Raw genomic sequence first — 18,772 nt, forward strand, 5'->3', positions numbered from 1 at the left:
GGTTAAAGGTTAGGAAGCCTGAAAATGACAAATAGTTAACACACTGAGTAGCCGTGTGCGGTGAAAGTCGCACGCACGGTTTCGGATGGGAGGGGTAGAGCAGTAACGCTCTCCTCGACCCTACCTCTAGCTGTGGTAACAAAGTTAAAAAACCATTATCTCAAAGAATGCATAACTGCCCTGTGTGTCATATCAGTTTGTGCCGAGATTTGAATGCTTCGATTATTATAAAGGCGCGTGGGACGCACGCCCTCAAAGCTCAACCAATGTCTTCATAGAAGAGTCGTTGAGAAGCCTACACTTACCTGTACTCAGGAAGTGTAGGTACGTCACTTTCTACTCAAACCCAGGCAAATTATTCGGGTCAATACCCTGAGATTGCAAATAAGCAATCAGTCGTTCTTTTTGCTGGCGTTCTTGTTCAGCGCGCTGGCGTTCTTGTTCAATCTGTTCCACAGCCCACGGTAATAAATTACCAGCTTGATCCCACCAGCGCAACCAATAACCAGTTCGCCCTTCTTTTGTTCCTTGCCAAGTTCCCAAAAATAAGCCCATTAGATCAATCCAATGACGACCATTTTCGTCGGGTAACTTTAACTCATAGCGTTTATTTTCTAGTTGATAATATTCTAATAAACCGCCATCTGGTTCAAAAATTATGTAGATGGGAATCTGCAAAATTTGCTCGTAGAAAAACCATTTTCCTGGGGGATAACTTCGCTTAACCGAATATTCTCCACCCTCAGTATCGGATAAAAATTCGATAGCGATCGCTGGAATATCCCCTTCTAAATTGGGTGTATAACTTTTGCGATTACCCACAACTTCATTAACCGACGGCACATAAACCCAGTCAGGTGCTTTGGCAATAAATTGCCCGTTCACTGTCGCACAAAGACCAAAGTTTGAAGCTATCAACATCTGGGGTTGGATGAATCCACTGATTTCTAGGCTTTCACGCAAAGCACCAGCCAAAAGTGGCTGACCGGTATTCTCCACTGGTTCATCCTCTAGTTGAAAATCCTTGGGTAAGGCTTCCCAAGAGATTACCAGTTCAGTTTGGGATTTGGCTTCACTGAGTTGGGTTGCCATAAACACAACATGAATTTATTTTTGATCTTATCGCTTCCAGGACGGCTAAATATATAAGAATATTAAGAAAATCCAGATAAGAATTTTGTTTTGTTAACAAAAACCATGCAGTTGAATCGAAGTAATTTCCTTAAGTTTCTGATCCAGTCAGAGCCAGGAAAACCAGCAATATCTAATGGCTTGCGAGCCGCGTTAGCGTTGGGTGTTCCTATGCTAATTGGGCAACTGATCAACCAAAGGGAAAGCGGATTATTGCTTGGTTTAATGGCTTATTTTGTCAATTTAGCGAATGTTGGTGACCCTTACCGGATCAAAGCTAGGGCGATGGCTGCTGCTACTTTGGGAATAGCTGTTTCAGTATTTGTGGGTACTTTAGTCGCTAAAGTACCAGCGCTAGCTGTGGTGCTGATATTTCTCTGGGGACTTGCTTCCGGTTTGGCGTCGCTGTACGGTAATGCTGGTGCAAATGTCGGTCTGGTGGTAGGGATATCATTTATTTCCGCGATCGCACAGCCAGGAGACTTAGAATCCGCACTCATGCGATCGCTGTTATGTCTAATTGCCGGGGGATGGGCGATGCTACTTTCCTTAGTAATGTGGCCTTTTAGACCTTATGATCCACTACGGATAGCTTTGGCTGATTGCTTCAGTGCAATCGCCAACTACATTCAGGCATTTGGAGGTAAAGTAGCAATAACTGAAAATATTCTCGAAATTAGAAAGGCATTAGAGACAGCACGGACTACTTTAGGTACTGCACGGATTGGAAAGCCGGCTCGGAGTTGGATGGATGAGCAGTTATTGGTGCTAATTCAGGATGGCGATCGCTTGCTTGGCTCAGTTATTGCCTTAACAGAGTTACTACAAACTCATTTAAAACAACAGCAATATCACGCAGTCCAGCAATTAGTAGACGATGCACTCCAACAAATATCAGTCATTCTGCAAGCCATAGCGAAAGCCATATCTGGCAAGCCTACCAGCATCGATCTAGGAAATCTCAACCGCATCTATGAGGCACTGAAGGAACAAGAAAGTCTGCAAAGAAAAGTAATTGCTGGGAGTGAGACAGATTACACAACTCTCGTTGCTCTCAGTAACTTGGTGCTGATGATCGAAAAGCTGATCAAGCAATTGCAATACACGGCTCAGACAGCTAAATCTCTGGTAGAACACAGCAAGATGAGTCAACGCGATGTAGATAGACTTCTTTTAGTTGAAGAGGAACAGCGATCGCTCTTAAATTTACTCAAAGAAAACCTCACCTTAGACTCAGCAATCTTTCGCCATGCTCTCCGCATTGGTGTATCTCTAGCTGTAGGCGTAATATTATACAGCATTACCAATTTACCAATGGGGTATTGGGTGACACTGACAATCATGCTAGTCCTCAAACCGAACTTGGGTGCAACTTTCCAGAGGTTTTTCCAGCGAGTTGGTGGAACTATCTTGGGAGCTGTGTTAGCTGCTGTCCTACTTGCAACCATCACGAGTCAGCCTGTATTAGACATAATCATTTTGCTGACAGTATTTTTTGGCGTTTCCCTGATCCGTTTCAACTATGGGTATTCGGTGGTTTTCTTGTCAATATTTGTCTTACTGATTATCGATATAGGTCATCCCATTGGCTGGCAATTTGCTGGCTTTCGGGTGTTGAATACATTAATTGGGGCGGGACTAGCTTTTGCGAGTCATTACTTTATCTGGCCAAATTGGGAACGCGATCGCTTACCCAGTCAACTCGCCACAGCGCTACGAGAATGTCACAAATACTTTCGGGATGTGATGGCTGTTTACCAGGGGACAAAGGAGCGTGACTCTACCATTATCAGTCAACGGCGACAAACTGGACTAGCAATTAGCAATGCCCAAGCCTCCTTCCAAGGATTGCTGCGCGAACCCCAAATGCACAAAGAATTAGTAGAACCAGTAATGACGTTGCTGATGTACATGGGACGTTTTACTAACGCCGTGACAGTTTTGGCAGTACATCTCGAACATTTTCGAGGAACAGTGCCACTCCCGGAATTAGAAACCTTTGTCCGCCAAATTTCGCTACTGTTAGAGCAGTTAGCTGATTCAGTACAGCAGGGAATTACCCCACCGCCCTTGCCTGACTTGGAAGAAACGCTGCAAAAAATCCAACCGCACCTGCAAGCACTGCGTACAGCCCGGATACAAGAGCTAGCTGTCAATCAAGGACATACACCGATTCGTCAAGCAGTCATTGATTACAGCATATTAGATTTGGAGATTGACCAGATTGTTCGGCGGTTGACTGCTATGCACTCAGCGATGCTACGGATCATATCAGCTAAATGAAGCACATTTTTTTGATCTCACGCAAAGGTGCAAAGATGCAAAAGATATAGGACTCCTATTTTATTTTTGAACAAGACTACGAGACAATACGGAGGGATATGAATGAATCTTGATTAAAATCGCGATCAGCCACACCCAAAGCTCTAAATACCTTACTGCCCTAGTCTTCAGCCTGTTGGTGGCGCGAACTCATGGTTAATCTCTGTAATCTGACCTCTCCAGTAGGGCCAGGAGCCTTCTGGCGTTTGCCATGCGACTTCGCCCTCTAGGGGGATGTACATCCCATTCCGAACCGTATACTCCCAAAATCGACCTGACCACGGCATTGCCACCAGACTGCTGCCAACAGTGCGATAACGAGCCGCAGCATAGATGGTATCGATTAACCCTTCGGTATTAAAACGAAATACTAGGGAGACAGTTGTTGCACCATCTGTTAGAGTGCCGCGAGCGGAGATATCGTTGATTGCTTCCCAGCGCACACCCTGACTGGGTAACAGGGCAGTAGGATACCACGCCGCTTCTGCTAGGAACCGGAGCAGTTCACCTTGGGCCACTTCAGGCGTACCGCGCACATTTGCAAGAGTGACAAGACCGAGTAATGATGCATGTAAGGTGCCTTCCCCTAACACATAGGCATCATGGACAAACACCTTCAGTTTTGGTGCCATGTGGATGCGTCCATCCCAATCAAAACCTGGACGCTGAGTGACGACAAGTTGTGTGGAGGTAAACGGACTCCACTTGGCTTCCGTCTCACCCATATTGAACTGTCCCTGATGGACGAATTTGACAGCAGCCACGATCAGTTGTCCATCCTTGAGTACTGTCCGAAAGAATCGCTGCACTGGGGCTGGCAAACCTTCAATCTCTTTTTGATCATAGATTTTGGGCTTAATTATCCGCCGCCCACTTGCTAACTTGGCACGTAATTTATCGGTACCCGACTGCCACCGAAATCTGCCGTAAATGCTAGCTAGTCCAATACAAACTATTATTGAAACAATAATGAGTGCGATCCATTTAATCCACATATAGCAATCCGATTTGATTTTTGAAAAAATCTAAGTATATATAGTGGCGTGGCAAGACTAAAATAGTGCATTAGAAAAATCTTGTAGGATGGGTTTCTAGCCCATCCGGTGCGGGCTTTCCGTCCCCCACCACAAGACTTTCATTAAATTTAGATATGCAAACTAGATTAGGACTTACGCAAAATTGTCTCAAAAACCTGATTTGTCGTAGCGGTAATTCATGAATTACCGCTACTTCAGAACTTTTTTGCGTAAGTCCTGTAGATGTAGAACAGCTTACCAATTCCTCCCCGATTCCAATTTCTCTAGCCCAGCAGTACCTCACCTCAAAATTTCACTCGCTGATAAAACAATTCCGTTTCGGGAGGTCTGAGTTTCAGGCGTTCCGATACTTTGCCGAATTCAGTTTCTTTTCCAGTATGAACGACTACTGCTTTCGCCGTTCCACTAATTACATTAGTTCCCATATAGAGGGAATTGGTGCGTTGGCCCAGTCCAGTTTCAGCAGGTAATACGCCAGGTCGAATGATGACTTTTTGGCTTTCCCATTCTCAAAGGCCCTGCCTGCCATTCCGTTCGGCTTTGCAACACAGGAGAAAAATTACTCATAAGATTTTATGATTAAAGGTTTTGCTATACCTTTGACAGCCCCAATTTAAGGAGCTGCAAGCGGCATTGCTTCTGACTATCGGGGAAATAATTGGTCTATTTCAGGAGTGACTAAAATTCCCGGCTTTAGAATTGATCAGACTGATACACCTTAAGCTGTGCCCGTAATTGGGCAATTTCAGTCGCCATATCTAGCACCATGGCGGCTCCGACTAAGTTCAGCCCCAAATCTTGACGCAACCGCTGAATCTGAGCAATTCTAGCAATCTCGCGGGGATGCAGCATGGAGCCGATTGGTTCGATTACGCCTAACTCAGCATAAAACTTCACAAGCGTAATCGAAGTCTCAGTCATCAACGCAGCATATTCAAAGGTGTAGAGTTGCTCGCCTTCGAGTGAAACCACGGTTTTTGAAAGGCTGAAGGTCATAACTTAATCTCCTCTAACTGGGCACGCGGGTTAAAGCTGGTATTTGCCTGGATTTTTTCGTAGTATTCTTGCTCAATCGGACTGAGGTCTTTCGGCGTGACAATCTGAAGTTTGGCAAATAAATCACCTCGTCCCCCTTTTGGCAATGTCCAGCCTTTGCCGCGCAGTCTTAGCGATTGCCCCGATCGCACCCCTTTGGGAACTTTTACCGTGACGCTGCCATCGGGGGCTGGTACACTGATTTCTGCCCCTAAAACCGCTTCATCGGGGCGAAGTGGAATGTCACAAACCAGATCATCGCCCTCAAATCGAAAGAAGGGATGCGGTAACACTTCGATAGTTAGATACAAATCGCCGCGCTGTTGAGAGAATACACTAGGACGACCTTTACCCTTGATCCGAATTCGACTGCCTGGTTTTGCGCCTGCGGGAATACGGACGTTAATCGTTTCGTCGTCTTGCGGTGCAGTGCCGTTTTGGCGGTTTCCGTTGAGAGCAACTGCACCAAGAAGCAGCCGCTTTTGGACACCGTGAAACGCTTCGGAAAATGTGAGTGCGATCGCAGCTTCGGTATCCGGTGCGGGAGCTTGAGAACGAAATCCGTCACCAAAATCATCAAAGCCACCCGGAGCCGTCTGATGGGTGTGGGTTCTAGATTGCGATCGACCTCTCATTCCACCCAGCAGATCGTTGATAAACGAATCAAAGTCACCATACTGCTCAAAATCTTCGGTGGAGACAGTAGAACCCCTTCCAGGTGGCGGAGATCCGCCCTGACTTGCTTGATTCCAGTGCTGACCAAACTGATCGTACTTCTGCCGCTTCTCTGGCTCAGAGAGAACCTCATTTGCTTCGTTCAGGTCTTTGAACTTTGCCTCTGCGTCTTTATCTCCAGGATTGAGGTCAGGATGGTACTTGCGGGCAAATTTGCGGTAAGCCCGTTTGATTTCTTCAGGAGTTGCTGTTTTGCTTACTCCCAAGATGGCGTAATAGTCCTTAAAATCCGTTGCAGTTGGCATTACTGACCTCTCAATAGCGGGTTATTCTGCGGTGGGTAGTAAGTTATTCCTGATTCTCAAAATCTTTTAATATCCAGTTCATCAGCCTGTTGGTGGAGTTTTACCGTTAGTCTGCAATGTCGTTGGTAAAGCCTCGACTTAGAAGAATCGTGTTTCCGTCAACCAATTTTGGATTTTAGATTTTAGATTTTAGATTGACTCATAGCAATCAAGTCAGGGGCAAGCCATTTAATTTACGATGTTTGGATAATATAGGAATCAGATTTGATTTATGAAAAAATTTAAGTATTTGTAGGGTGTGTTAGACGGAACGTCGTAACGCACCAGAAGCTTGGGATGGTGCCGTACTCTCCTTGCTAACGCACCCTACGTGTATTTCAAAAATCAAATATGAGTCCTATAAAATTATTCTCGCGTTTAAATTCGCTTTTTCAAGAGACATGCATTAAATTTTGGATTTTGAATCTTCAATTCCATTTGACAAAATTTAAACATCGTAAATTCGGTCAACAGTCTCAACGGTTGAGGTCTCTCAGTTCTTACCGACTGCTGACTCCATCAGTGGTTCGTCCACTCATCTCACTGGGATGGATACGGTAGAGCGCCATCTCCTCCCCACGACCCCAGGCATCAATCCAGGTTCGATTAATAGCGGGCGAAAGCGTTGGATTTTGGGTTTTGACAAATTGCATCACGCGATCGATGTCTTGTTGAAGAGTGATGTGTTCGGCTTGACCCGTGACAGTAACGCTGCGCCAATGCTTGAGATCGTTGACTTCTTCAACTTGCAAACAGACTTCTGGATTCGCGTCCATATACTTGGTCTTCATCCCAACCGTAGTGAAGATGTAGATGTTTGGCTCTTCAAAATAATAGTGCATAGGCACAACATAGGGATGTCCCTCAAGCGCACAACCTAAGTGCCCATGTCCTACTTTCTGCAAGAGATCATGCATCTCTTTTGTGCCCATTTCATCGATATCTAACATGGTCATTCTCCAGAATAAAGATTTAATTGATTAATGAGTTACTAATGTGTTGTTGACCAAGACTTAGATCACCATGTTTAGGGACATGACCCAAAATCCGTTGGGCGATCGCATATGAGGACTGTTGGCAAATCACTAAACAGGCAAGCACAGCAAAAAATTCATCAAAATCCAGGGGTTTGGTGAAGCACAGATCAAATCCATCACACAGAGCACGTTGAAGCATGTTTTTATTGGCATAGGCTGTCACAGCAATGGCTAGCACTACTTCCCCTCGCTCTCCCGCTTTGGTTCTCACTTGTTGAATCAGGGCATGGCAATTCTTTTTTGGCAACCTGATGTCACTCACGAGGACATCAGGTTGCCATTGCCCAAATATTTCCAGAGCTTGATTACCTGAAAATGCCGTTTGCACCTCTACACCATAGGGTTGCAGCCACAGTGTCATCAAGCCGCAGAAGAAATCGACATTATCGTCTACAAGCAGTACTCGCAGCCCTTCGAGGGATGGATAATTAGTAGGAAATCTATTATTTGGATACATCGCAGCCCCAATCCTGATTTCACGTGCAACAGTGCTAAAAAACCTGGCAACCCTAGAGAGGAGTTAACCGGGTCTAGGGTGACTGATGTCTTATTGATTTCCCTACAGCATGACAGGGTACTGTTTCATTTCTGGGGTTATTTGTTTGACTACAATATAAAAATTAAGAAAAGTGTCAAATCTGAATTCCTTTTTTCCGGTCTGGTTTTTTAAACTGGCATTTCCTGATGGCAGCAGCGACAACGCCAGTAAAGTTTTCCCAAACGCACGTGACGAAATAAAAGGTCTGAATAGTGAGGATGACTATAGCAATCCTGTTTGATTGTTGAAAAAGATTATGATCTGGTACGTAAACCTATAAGTATAAATAAAAACAAAATCTGTTCAAAAATCAAATAAGAATCCTATAGAAATGTGGGGTCTAAATAGATGAAAACTGCTGTAATTAATAAAGCGATACCTACGGTAAGTTACGCTAACGCATGGTGACGGATATGATCTTCAATAAAACTGGCGATAAAATAATAACTGTGGTCATAGCCTTCTTGGTAACGCAAGTTTAGCGGCTGGTTAACATCTGCACAAGCTTGCTCAAACACGTCTGGCAGTAATTGTTCAGCTAAAAATTTATCAGCAGTCCCTTGGTCAATAAGAATTGGACTGTGATATCCTACTTGCTTGACTAATTCACTAGCATCATTTACACGCCAACTTTCTTGATTGCTGCCAAGATAACTACTGAAAGCCTTTTGACCCCAAGGACAACGCATAGGTGCAGTGATAGGTGCAAAGGCTGATACTGATTTGTAGAGTTCTGGGTTTTTCATTGCACAGACAAGCGCCCCGTGTCCCCCCATCGAATGGCCGAAAATGCCTTGTTTCTCAGGTTGGGTGGGGAAATTTGCGGTAATCAAAGCAGGTAATTCTTGGACAATATAACTATACATTTGGTAGTGTTGACGCCACGGTTCTTCTGTCGCATCAACATAAAAGCCCGCACCCGTGCCAAAATCCCAGTCATCATCCTCACCAGGAATACCTGTGTTACGAGGACTAGTATCTGGCGTAACCAGCATCAAGCCATACTCAGCCGCGTAGCGCTGCGCCCCCGCCTTAACTATAAAATTCTCTTCTGTGCAAGCCAACCCAGAGAGGAAATAGAGAATCGGCACAGGTTTTTGAGTTGCTTGTGGTGGTTGATAGACAGCAAAGCGCATTTCACCGTTACAGGTTGAGGAGGGATGACTGTAAAAGCCAAGTTTGCCACCAAAGCTTTTATATTCTGAAATGAGGTTGAGGTTAGGCATTGGTTATATTCTCTTTCCTGAGCAGCTGCCGGAGAATGATTATTTTAGCGTGAATCCCCAGAAACTTACGCACCGCGAACAGTGCCTTGATTTTGAATTAAATACGCCTTCATTTCAATTAATTGTTCACGAATGTGGTCTAACCTGCGTTCGATCTCATCAAATCCCATTGCAATACCCTGTGAAATTTGCACTTGATTGGTGCGGAGGTGGTGGATTCCATTTCTGGTACAATCATCGCTCGAAATCCTTTGTAAACATGGTGCATAGTCATTGGTTATGAGTTATGAGTTATGAGTCAGCGCGATCGCACTCACCTCCACAGCAGCCCATCGCACAAAAACTACCGTGACTCACTCAAAGCTTTTGTCTTTTCAGCTTAGGAGGGGCGCACAGATGTGCTTCTCTACAGGGGGTTGTGGTTCAAATAGATAAAAAAAGCTGTAAGCATTGCAATTTTGTAGTGCAAAAGTTACAATGCAATTACAAATATTAGTTATGTAAATTTTCAAAAAATGCGTAGAAATAATTATTGATACTAATTACCAATCTCTATTACCTAATATGAAAACTATAAGATCCCACTATTATCTGATAGTCGATCTGGAGGCTACGTGCTGTGACAGTAAGACTATTCCTCGTCACGAAATGGAAATCATCGAAATTGGTGCGGTGATGCTCAATCGAGCAACCTGGGAAATTGATTCCGAGTTTCAGCAATTCATTCAACCTGTGAGACATCCGCAACTGACAGGTTTTTGCACCGAATTGACTAGTATTCGCCAGCAAGATGTTGACGAAGCACCAAAATTTATCGAGGCAATTTCTCGCTTCAAACAATGGATTGATTCATTTCCCGATCATGTTTTTTGTTCTTGGGGCAATTACGACAAAAAGCAATTTATTCAAGATTGCGCGTTTCATAATTTCCCTTATCCTTTTACTTCAGAACATATAAATATCAAAGAGGAATTTTCAGAATATCTTGGCGTGTCTAAAAAATTTGGCATGGCACTAGCTCTCAATGAGCTAGGAATAGAATTGAAAGGCACACACCATCGTGGTATTGATGATGCCCGCAATATTGCAGCTATCTACAGACAGATTAAAATTAAAAAACTAAGCTGAATAATTAGAAGTTCCAAAGATAGACGCAGCGATTCGGGTTTGAAATCCCAATAGACTTGTCCTGCCTAGCTAAAGGGATTTTTGGAGGAAAATTTTTTATTAATGGGTGAGTATTCAGAGCAATTCATCGCTTCTTTTGTGAGAACAATAGAAGGGTTCACTGCACATTTTAGATAATGATTATTGGAATAAAAATGACAGTTTTTACAGGCAACTTTGTGGAACCCGTTGATGGAAAAAACCATTTTATCATCTAAAAATGCCCTGATTTTTCGCAATATTATGAAAAAAACTATCCAACCAATTATAAAGCCAACAGGAGATAAAGATATCGCTATATCAGGGATAGTTAATTCATGCGTTTGTGCTTGATTCTTTTTTGCTTCACTCAGGATTAATTGAGGTAAATTACTATTGGCTGCTACAGTTTTTTGCAAGCTTTGATCATGATACATATTATTTACCTTTTGCTATATGTCTTTACTGCCTTGATTTTTGATCGCCGGGTAACTAACTAGTCATTTTGAAAAAGATCCGATCTATTACTCTTTCATCATAATTAGGTTGACAAGACTCTTCTATTGGAAATATATAAACATTTTTTTATAAATAAAATTCAGTATGAATTTACAAAGAATACTTGGCTTTACATTCATCATGAAAATTTAAAAGTCGCAAATATTAGAGATATAGATATCAAAAAATATGGGTAAATAAGGATATTTATAGATTAGGCTTTTTCATCAGCACTTTAATTAAATGAAAATTACGACACAGTTATCAGTAGCTCAAATTTTCATGTTGACAAGGTTTTAATTATAGGTTTAGCAAAATAAAACTTCAGCTATATCTGTCAAGAGTTTTGCTTGTAATTTTAAGTTATATACCCAAGGGAAGAAATTAGATAATGGACTTATAACTAGATATTTTTATGTTAAAATGTATTGAAAAATATTCTTAAAAGTTTCTAGACACAAAAGCTACGTCACTTTTAAGTCATATTTATTACAAAAGTTTTGAATGCAATTATTTTTTTGCATTGGCAGCTTATCTAGTAGAGGTTTTTCGCTGAAGATGGGGCTTTTGGAGTGCGTTAAGTGGCCCCATGCATTGGCAGTGATTAATTCTATTCTCTTAAGTATTTTTGCTAGAATTACTTGAAAACTAAGGTAAGATATATATTTGGCTTGATTGGGCTGCAAAATAACAGTCCATGATCAGATTACAAGCCAAATAATATTGATTTTGAGGATACAATTTATGATAAGGTTTTGGCGAAAAACAATAGTTTTTTTCTTCACAACAATTGTGCTGACAATTCTGGTAATTTATTATGAACCAGTACTAATAGCTGAGGCACAATCTTCTACACCAACACCAACGGTTGCTAAGTCATTTCCCCCTGTAGCTTATCCTAATAGGGCACTTACTGCTTTTCCCGCACAGCTAGCACCATTGCCTTATGCTTATGGGGCACTAGGAAAAGCTATTGATGCTGAAACAATGAAATTGCATCACGATGCACACCATGCTACCTATGTCAAGAACTTAAATGATGCATTGAAGCAGTATCCAGATTTGCAAAAAAGAAGTGTTGAAGCTTTACTAGTGGATTTGAACAGTGTACCTGAAGATATTCGGACAAAGGTACGTAATAACGCTGGCGGTCACCTCAACCACACGATTTTTTGGCAACTTATGAGTCCCCAAGGTGGTGGACAACCATCGGGAGCGATCGCTCAAGAAATTAACCAAACTTTTGGCAGTTTTGATACTTTTAAAAAACAGTTTAACGAAGCAGGTACCGCTCGCTTCGGTAGTGGTTGGGTTTGGCTAGTACGCAATCCTCAAAATCAACTCCAGATTGTTACCACAGCAAATCAGGATAGCCCGATTATGGACGGTTCATATCCGATTATGGGTAATGATCTGTGGGAACACGCTTATTACCTGAAATATCGCAACCGTCGGGCTGAGTATTTGAATAATTGGTGGAATGTAGTGAATTGGCCCCAGATTAATAGGCGATCGCAACTTTCATCACAACAGCCTCGGTAGCAATACTATCAAGAACGTCAAATCGCCCATATAAATCTGTACAAAGCTACCTCCACAGGTAGCTTTGTTTTAGGTAAGGTCTAAATACCCTTATGTAACATAATTACGAATTACGGATTTTTAAAGATCGGTGTTTGTAACGAACTATGCATAGTAGAACAATTAGCAATACAAGCGCTTTGATCATTGATGGCTCCACTACCTTTTTCACTTCCGTAGGGGTTTTAGGAGTAACATTACATGGAATCTCAATGATCTGTGTGTGATCAGAACCATTACCACTAGGAGTCAGATCGCATTCGCCTTTGCTGGTGAGAGACAAAGGTGTAGGTAAAGGTTTAGGTAAAGGTGTAGGTAAAGGTGTAGGTGTATTTCCTGAAGAAACAGATGCTTGAGCTGAAGAACTATGCCCATTAAGTAGTAGAAGCAGAATTAAACCAAGACCCCCAATTCCGATTATTGGCCAGAGTGGAAAGGAATCAGAACTGTCTTGTACCAAAACATCTCCCACAGCGTCAGGGAAAGTATCGAGTCCCATAGCTTCTCCCTCCAACGCTATTGGATTGTCACTCAGTAAAATATCTCCTGGGACACCTTCTCCGATAAGCTGATTCAATTCTTGTGGAATCGCGTTATTGGGGCGTCCGAGTTCCCCACCATCTTCGGAGTATGGAAAGGATAGTACTTCAAAAATCCTCTTTTGGAGTTGGTTCTGATCTCCAGAACTCAACGCATCCAAGCCTGTAGAGATTTTATCTAAATAAAAATTAGTCATCTCTGGCGACAGACCCAGAGATTCAATCTGCTCCTTAATGTTGGAAATTTTTGAGGTCTCCTCTAACAGCAGTCGTCCGTATGACAATTTCAAGTCTAGTAATCCATTACGGAGGCTGACCGAGTTATTCACTCCTGAGTATGGTGACCAATAGAACTGCTTGGTTACAAGTCCGAGTCCTTCTACTGGGTTGCGACCAAAAGGTTGTCCAAGAAGGTATTGGGAACTATCCATGATTGCGGGGGATTCGTTTCTCCAAAATGAGGCGTAAGGCACCGCAGAGAGATTGGGATTGTTACCGTAAAAGCTAGCGAAATTCTGGAAGTTTTTCTCCCCACCGGCTGCTCGGATCAGAAGGTTTTGATAGCTAGTCCCGTCGTTTAACTCCAGTAATCGTTGGATTACCGATCCAGTTTTATTGCAGGTCAGACCAAATCCGACATTACATGCAGGAATGACTCGCATCTGGCTCAGATTCTGGTTATCGATTTGGTACTGGAGATACTCAGACTCCAGTCCTTGTTGGATACCATAGCGTCCAATATTTAGTTGTGCAAAAGCAGACTGACACGTAGTGAGTACTACTGCAACAGATGAGAATGCGATGGTTGCAAAGCAAACCGCCTTCGACATCGCAATTCTTTGAACAATTGATTTAGGCAAGATGCACCTCCACTAAACGACAGCAATTTGATTGGGCATTGGGCATTGTTATTCTCCTTGTCCCCCACTCCCCACTCCCCACTCCCTAGTTCAACTTTTAAGTAAAGAAATGTTGATTGTGATTCCGGTACCTTTGAGATTTCCTGATGAGAGTGTGTGATATAAGACCAATGCCCGGTTTGGTTGGTCGAAAAGAAACCCACGACGCGTGGGTTTGATCTTCCCTTGCTTTACTAAGGAAACGAAGGCTTCTAAATACCTACGTATACCTTGACGGTTCTCTTGACTAGTATTCATATGACGCTTAATCAGCATCATAAAGAAGTCCAAGCTACGATTTTCCTGCCCCGGAATCAGACTGCCCTCATCTAGGAAAGAACTTGCTATGAGCCTGCCATTAACTTGTTTAACCTTAAACAGAGTAAAGTAACGCCCTTCTTTTTTAGGATCGTTCGCATAACAGACCCAGGAACCCTCTTGATTCTGTGTAAAACCCTGTTCAGCAAGGTAAGAAAGCAAAGAATTACTTGCCTTAGTCTGTGGTGGAGGTAATAAATCATCAATGGGATCTAAGGAGCAAATCCTCTGTGTTGTTTTTCGTTGAGAAACAGCAGGAGTCTCCTGGGTATAGACACGTAGAGGCTTGTCATCAGACATTGCCATACTAGACATCGCAGCCAATGCAGATACTTGGAGAACGATCGCTCCAAACAAACGAACAATGATATTCATATTTATTTTTCCTGTTACTCTTTTACGTTGTTAATAATCGAGTCGTTACTAAATCAGGATTGATCTAGCAGTCCTAAATCATTTGTTAAATTTAAGAGTTTGCCTCATTTGGTCGAGGGTAGCTTAAGTTTTCACCAATCAAATAGGACTTTTATATATAGGTAACTAAGCACAAAGAGAATCAATATCTAAATAAAACACACGATATTAATATCTTATTGACAAGACAAATTGGGCTTTTTGATATTTTTATATATACAAAAAACAATTGACATCGTGTCAAAACTTTTCTATTTATTCTTGTCTAATTTTTTGCCATTGTCAGAAGGCATAAAACCTTCTGACAATGGCTGTCATGATTCTTAAAAAATGGCTTTGTTAGCTATTTAGTACCTTATATAGACAGACTTTCAAAAGCTCTGTGCTTTGCACGTTGGCGCTTTTGTGGGTTTCCTGGGTGGATTGAATAATTTTTTTTTCTGGAGGTAGCACACCTAACTAGCTGTTTCAGCATGGTTACAAATTGATGTATAAAATAATATCTCCTAACAGTAAAATAATATTACCATGAGCTTGAGACATGCAACAGTATTGTGGACAGTTATCAAAGTTGTACACGGTGAATTGTAACCACCTCTTCATTAAATTTCATCGCAAATAGCTGAGAGCCAAAGTCAATCTATTTACAGATCGCTAGTATTTTACAACCTAATACTATTGTTATTAAGTCAGTAGTTTATTGTTATAAAAACAACTTCTATAAAAAACAAGTACGTACAAAGATATATTACTATTGCTGGATAAGGCTGATTGTCTGAACTTTAAGCTACAAGCGATCGCATCAAACAAAGTTAAATTAGATTACTAAGTATAAAATTGACAATTTAGCTAATTGTTGTTACCCCAGACCTTATAAGTGTCTAAGGCTCAGATTCCCGACTTCTAAGTGTTATGCACAAATGATTAAGTAGGGCTATATATTGTCACGAGCAAAGAGTATGTCCTTAAATTGGCTCTGTAGATAGAGAAATATCCTGAGCGAAACTGGTATATTTACAAGTTTGAGTAGTAACAATTATTGACTAAAATTAAGAGATTAACTTGGTATTTTTACAAGCCTTGGCAGTATGAATGTGGAATTTTTTAACAGGATTCCTTTAATGCCTTTAGTATTACTCTTATTGGCTTACACTCTCCTGGGATGGTATCTTGCTGCTAATCATATTATTTGGTTAGTGGGAGCTTTTGTTACTGCTATGGTTATAGCTGTAGCGCGAAAGAGTATTTCTTGGTTAGAGCGTTTAGTTGAATTTGGCTCTCAAACCTTAGTTGTCATATTATTTTTGAGTGTATCCATTGCTTTAGTAGCAACTTGGTCATTATTATTTAGGCTTTTTATCATACCCTTAGCAACTACGCTTTTAGCTGATTTGGAAATGCGCTTTTCGGGCTTAAACAGGCTAGATTCCTTTTGGATTTTAACAGTCATAGCAGTATTGGGTTTGGTCGTGGGCGAATTAATAGATATTCTACTTTTTCCCAGTAACAGATTCTAAATGATTAAGGATTAAGCTTGATGAAACAAAGCACGATTATCTCTTACTAGTCAATCATTCTGTAGACTACTGAAAAATCACACCCGTGAATAAGTTTTACTGGGTCAGATTTTTTACACTATTAGGCATAACTGCTATATGCCTCTACTTAACCCAAGTTGCTAGTTATGCGGGAGTGCGATCGCACCGGACTACTTAAGCAATAAAATCCCCTCGAGTCAGAAAATTCAGAGGGGCATATGTTAAACGAAACAATTGCGATCTATGCTATCATCGACGACCTACTGAAAACTATTGGACACCGTGAAGATATTCGTCGAGAGATGAGTGATGCAGAAATAATTACTACGCTACTGGTTGCAGCGATGTTTTTCTTTTGTTTATCACAGTCAGGCTTGTGACTATATGAAAGACCATAAACTGGTGCAAAGAATAGACCTCTTGCATAAATCAAAAATTAAGAACCCCACCCTGCATTTGCTAACGCAAACGCTCCCCTCCCGAAGAGCTCTTAGGGGTTGGGGGTGGGGTGTTAGGGACTTTTGCAAGAGGTCTATTGTTAGAAAAATCACGATTCAATCGGAGATTACATAATTTATCGATGTTAATCAACGACTTATTTCATCAAGTAGGAATGATACTGAAAGACTTGAGTGAGACTACGGAATATCTTTTAGACCATTTTTAGTAGTATCACTTGTGTTTTCCCGAGATCAATTCATGCAGTTCAGATATCAAGGGTTTTTACTTAAAATCCAAGCATTTATTTTTGCATTCACTCAACGCCCAAGCATTTAGGGAATGAGTTAAATTTAATACTTTAAGCTGATCCAGTATTTATACTTGTGATTGAGTTGGAGTCGCGGTCGCTCTAGGCGCTACCGCGCTTGGTCGTGCGCGATCGCATTCAATAGTAAATTTGTATTTGATAACCCGCAACTTGGGTTATCTAGATATTTAATTTTTAGTACTTTTGCTGAATAATCAATGGTTAATTTAGAGATATAACCTTTTCCCGTATGGGATTTATGATTTTTGAATCAACAATTAATTTCCGTACAACTTTGTATATAAATTGGCTTTCTAGTAGAATCTTCATCACAGCTTATTGTAACTCATAACTTGTAGATGTAAGATTTTCACACTTTCTTAGAATTTACGCTACACAAAGTGGGGCTTTTTGACTCTTTTTGGTGTGATGGAGAAAATTTGCTCAATTTACATAAAATATATGCTAAATATATTTCATACTTGTCAGCGTCAGCCGAGGTTGGATATTTTACCTCAGCAGCACAAACTATTGTGAGGAATAATTTTACTTTCCTCTTCGGTTAAATTTTATGCATAGCAAAATGTTATAAATCTTTATGTAATGTGTGGATCAAAAAGACAAACAAAATTTATGAAGACAAATTACAGCAAATTGCTGACCACGTTAACAGGCATAGCAGGATTTACTAGTTTCAGCCTCCTGATTACTTTACCATCTGAAGCGAAAGAGGCACTAAATCCTAACCCCAGTATTTTCAACGAAGCCCCTTATAACCAGGGACAACGCCTTCAAGCAAACGCTCAATACACACCTGCTGAGGTTACTTCCGAAAAAGAAAAGGGCAATACCAAACCCAAACCAGTGGCACAGAACAGTGGCGGTGGGACGCTAAATCCCAAACCAAGTATTTTCAACGAGCCTCCCTATAAACGTGGTGGTGGTGCTACACCTAGTGAACCTACACCCCGCACCCCACGTATTACCCCGGAAACTCAACCTACCACACCACCAACAGAAGTACCATCTACTGAGACACCTACTACAACCCCACCAGGGCCAGGGGCCAGCGACAATCAAGGCAAAAACTTGTTAGCGTTGGTAGAGTCAAACGCTTCCTTTACCACCTTAACCAAGGCTTTGAAAGCAGCAGGATTGACCGAAGCTTTGCAAGGCAAAGATAACTTAACTATTTTTGCACCCACTGATGCAGCTTTTGCCAAATTACCACCAGATGCCTTGCAAGAATTGTTAAAACCAGGCAACAAAGAAGTATTGATCAAAATCTTAACTTACCATGTAGTAGCTGGTAAGGTATTGTCCAGTGATTTGAAGTCTGGCGAAGTTAAAAGCCGTGAAGGCGGCACCATCAACGTTAAAGTTGATCCTGCTACCGGTGTGACTGTCAATGATGCTAAAGTGACGCAGGCAGATATTACAGGCAGCAACGGTGTAATCCACGCAATTGATCAGGTGATTTTGCCTCCTGACTTGTAGTTTTTAGGTATAAATACAACCAGTAACAGAATTAGGTTGGCATAAAGTATTAATACTAGGACTTACGCACTGTACAAAATAATCATGTTGTGTATGAACGTAAATACGCCGTTTCAGGTTTTTATTAATCAATTCATGGATGGTAAGTAGACCCGCGTCGTCGGGGCAATTCATGAATTGCCCCGACGATGAATGTGGTTTTTCAAATCACCCATACTTGGTCTTTTCTGTCAATGCGTAAGTCCTAAA

At 41.6% G+C, this 18,772-nt stretch carries 17 protein-coding genes and 3 pseudogenes; 8 read left to right on the plus strand and 12 right to left on the minus strand.

What is annotated here, in order from left to right; all coding sequences use genetic code 11:
* Positions 1-125: 125 nt before the first annotated feature.
* A pseudogene (locus tag V7K30_RS10295) lies at positions 126-324 on the plus strand (RNA-guided endonuclease TnpB family protein); the annotation flags it as partial.
* Between the two features lie 12 nt (positions 325-336).
* Here the strand turns inward: V7K30_RS10295 and V7K30_RS10300 are convergent.
* Positions 337-1,092, minus strand: coding sequence for a Uma2 family endonuclease (locus V7K30_RS10300; protein ID WP_334998945.1), 756 nt, complete (start codon positions 1,090-1,092; stop codon positions 337-339).
* Between the two features lie 105 nt (positions 1,093-1,197).
* Between V7K30_RS10300 and V7K30_RS10305 the strand changes: the two genes are divergently transcribed.
* The gene (locus tag V7K30_RS10305; protein ID WP_334998946.1) at positions 1,198-3,414 is read left to right on the plus strand and encodes an FUSC family protein; all 2,217 of its coding nucleotides are present in this window, start codon (positions 1,198-1,200) and stop codon (positions 3,412-3,414) included.
* Between the two features lie 167 nt (positions 3,415-3,581).
* Here V7K30_RS10305 and V7K30_RS10310 read toward each other — a convergent pair whose 3' ends face one another.
* The 8 genes from V7K30_RS10310 to V7K30_RS10345 all read right to left on the minus strand — a co-directional run bounded on the left by V7K30_RS10310 (position 3,582) and on the right by V7K30_RS10345 (position 9,539).
* Positions 3,582-4,448 (minus strand): DUF6920 family protein, encoded by an 867-nt coding sequence (locus tag V7K30_RS10310; protein WP_334998947.1) that lies wholly within the window; start codon positions 4,446-4,448, stop codon positions 3,582-3,584.
* 326 nt (positions 4,449-4,774) lie between these two features.
* Positions 4,775-4,978, minus strand: coding sequence for a P-type ATPase (locus tag V7K30_RS10315; protein WP_334998962.1), 204 nt, complete (start codon positions 4,976-4,978; stop codon positions 4,775-4,777).
* A gap of 205 nt (positions 4,979-5,183) precedes the next feature.
* Positions 5,184-5,486: a chaperone modulator CbpM gene (locus V7K30_RS10320; RefSeq protein WP_334998948.1), complete on the minus strand. Its 303-nt coding sequence runs from the start codon at positions 5,484-5,486 to the stop codon at positions 5,184-5,186.
* A complete protein-coding gene (locus tag V7K30_RS10325) occupies positions 5,483-6,505 on the minus strand; it encodes a DnaJ C-terminal domain-containing protein (protein WP_334998949.1) in 1,023 nt (340 codons plus the stop codon). Before V7K30_RS10325 ends, V7K30_RS10320 begins: the two co-directional genes overlap by 4 nt.
* 539 nt (positions 6,506-7,044) lie before the next feature.
* Entirely contained in the window at positions 7,045-7,461 is a 417-nt protein-coding gene (locus V7K30_RS10330; protein WP_334998950.1) for a pyridoxamine 5'-phosphate oxidase family protein, read from the minus strand.
* A 55-nt stretch (positions 7,462-7,516) separates the two neighbouring features.
* A complete protein-coding gene (locus tag V7K30_RS10335) occupies positions 7,517-8,038 on the minus strand; it encodes a response regulator (RefSeq protein ID WP_334998951.1) in 522 nt (173 codons plus the stop codon).
* A gap of 470 nt (positions 8,039-8,508) precedes the next feature.
* On the minus strand, positions 8,509-9,345 hold the full coding sequence (gene fghA, locus V7K30_RS10340) for an S-formylglutathione hydrolase (protein ID WP_334998952.1): 837 nt from the start codon (positions 9,343-9,345) through the stop codon (positions 8,509-8,511).
* A gap of 65 nt (positions 9,346-9,410) precedes the next feature.
* Complete coding sequence (locus tag V7K30_RS10345; protein ID WP_334998953.1) at positions 9,411-9,539, minus strand: hypothetical protein; 129 nt, start codon at positions 9,537-9,539, stop codon at positions 9,411-9,413.
* Between the two features lie 370 nt (positions 9,540-9,909).
* Here V7K30_RS10345 and V7K30_RS10350 point away from each other — a divergent pair, with 370 nt between their 5' ends.
* Positions 9,910-10,473, plus strand: coding sequence for a 3'-5' exonuclease (locus tag V7K30_RS10350; protein WP_334998954.1), 564 nt, complete (start codon positions 9,910-9,912; stop codon positions 10,471-10,473).
* A 65-nt stretch (positions 10,474-10,538) separates the two neighbouring features.
* Here V7K30_RS10350 and V7K30_RS10355 read toward each other — a convergent pair whose 3' ends face one another.
* On the minus strand, positions 10,539-10,928 hold the full coding sequence (locus tag V7K30_RS10355) for a hypothetical protein (RefSeq protein ID WP_334998955.1): 390 nt from the start codon (positions 10,926-10,928) through the stop codon (positions 10,539-10,541).
* Positions 10,929-11,733: 805 nt separating this feature from the next.
* On the opposite strand from V7K30_RS10355, the gene V7K30_RS10360 reads away from it, so the two are divergent.
* Complete coding sequence (locus tag V7K30_RS10360; RefSeq protein WP_334998956.1) at positions 11,734-12,531, plus strand: superoxide dismutase; 798 nt, start codon at positions 11,734-11,736, stop codon at positions 12,529-12,531.
* A gap of 103 nt (positions 12,532-12,634) precedes the next feature.
* On the opposite strand, the gene V7K30_RS10365 is transcribed toward V7K30_RS10360, so the two are convergent.
* Positions 12,635-13,969 carry a hypothetical protein gene (locus tag V7K30_RS10365; RefSeq protein ID WP_334998957.1) on the minus strand — a complete coding sequence of 445 codons (1,335 nt, stop codon included), beginning with the start codon at positions 13,967-13,969 and terminating at the stop codon, positions 12,635-12,637.
* A 90-nt stretch (positions 13,970-14,059) separates the two neighbouring features.
* A complete protein-coding gene (locus V7K30_RS10370; RefSeq protein ID WP_334998958.1) occupies positions 14,060-14,701 on the minus strand; it encodes a hypothetical protein in 642 nt (213 codons plus the stop codon).
* Between the two features lie 1,127 nt (positions 14,702-15,828).
* Here V7K30_RS10370 and V7K30_RS10375 point away from each other — a divergent pair.
* From V7K30_RS10375 to V7K30_RS10385, 4 genes and pseudogenes are all read left to right on the plus strand, one after another.
* On the plus strand, positions 15,829-16,257 hold the full coding sequence (locus tag V7K30_RS10375) for a hypothetical protein (RefSeq protein WP_334998959.1): 429 nt from the start codon (positions 15,829-15,831) through the stop codon (positions 16,255-16,257).
* A gap of 239 nt (positions 16,258-16,496) precedes the next feature.
* Positions 16,497-16,686, plus strand: a pseudogene (locus tag V7K30_RS10380) (hypothetical protein); the annotation flags it as partial.
* A 127-nt stretch (positions 16,687-16,813) separates the two neighbouring features.
* A pseudogene (locus tag V7K30_RS34220) lies at positions 16,814-16,942 on the plus strand (IS982 family transposase); the annotation flags it as partial.
* A gap of 717 nt (positions 16,943-17,659) precedes the next feature.
* On the plus strand, positions 17,660-18,523 hold the full coding sequence (locus V7K30_RS10385; protein WP_334998961.1) for a fasciclin domain-containing protein: 864 nt from the start codon (positions 17,660-17,662) through the stop codon (positions 18,521-18,523).
* The last annotated feature ends 249 nt before the right edge of the window (positions 18,524-18,772 follow it).

The sequence above is a fragment of the Nostoc sp. genome (assembly GCF_036917655.1).
GTDB lineage: Bacteria > Cyanobacteriota > Cyanobacteriia > Cyanobacteriales > Nostocaceae > Nostoc.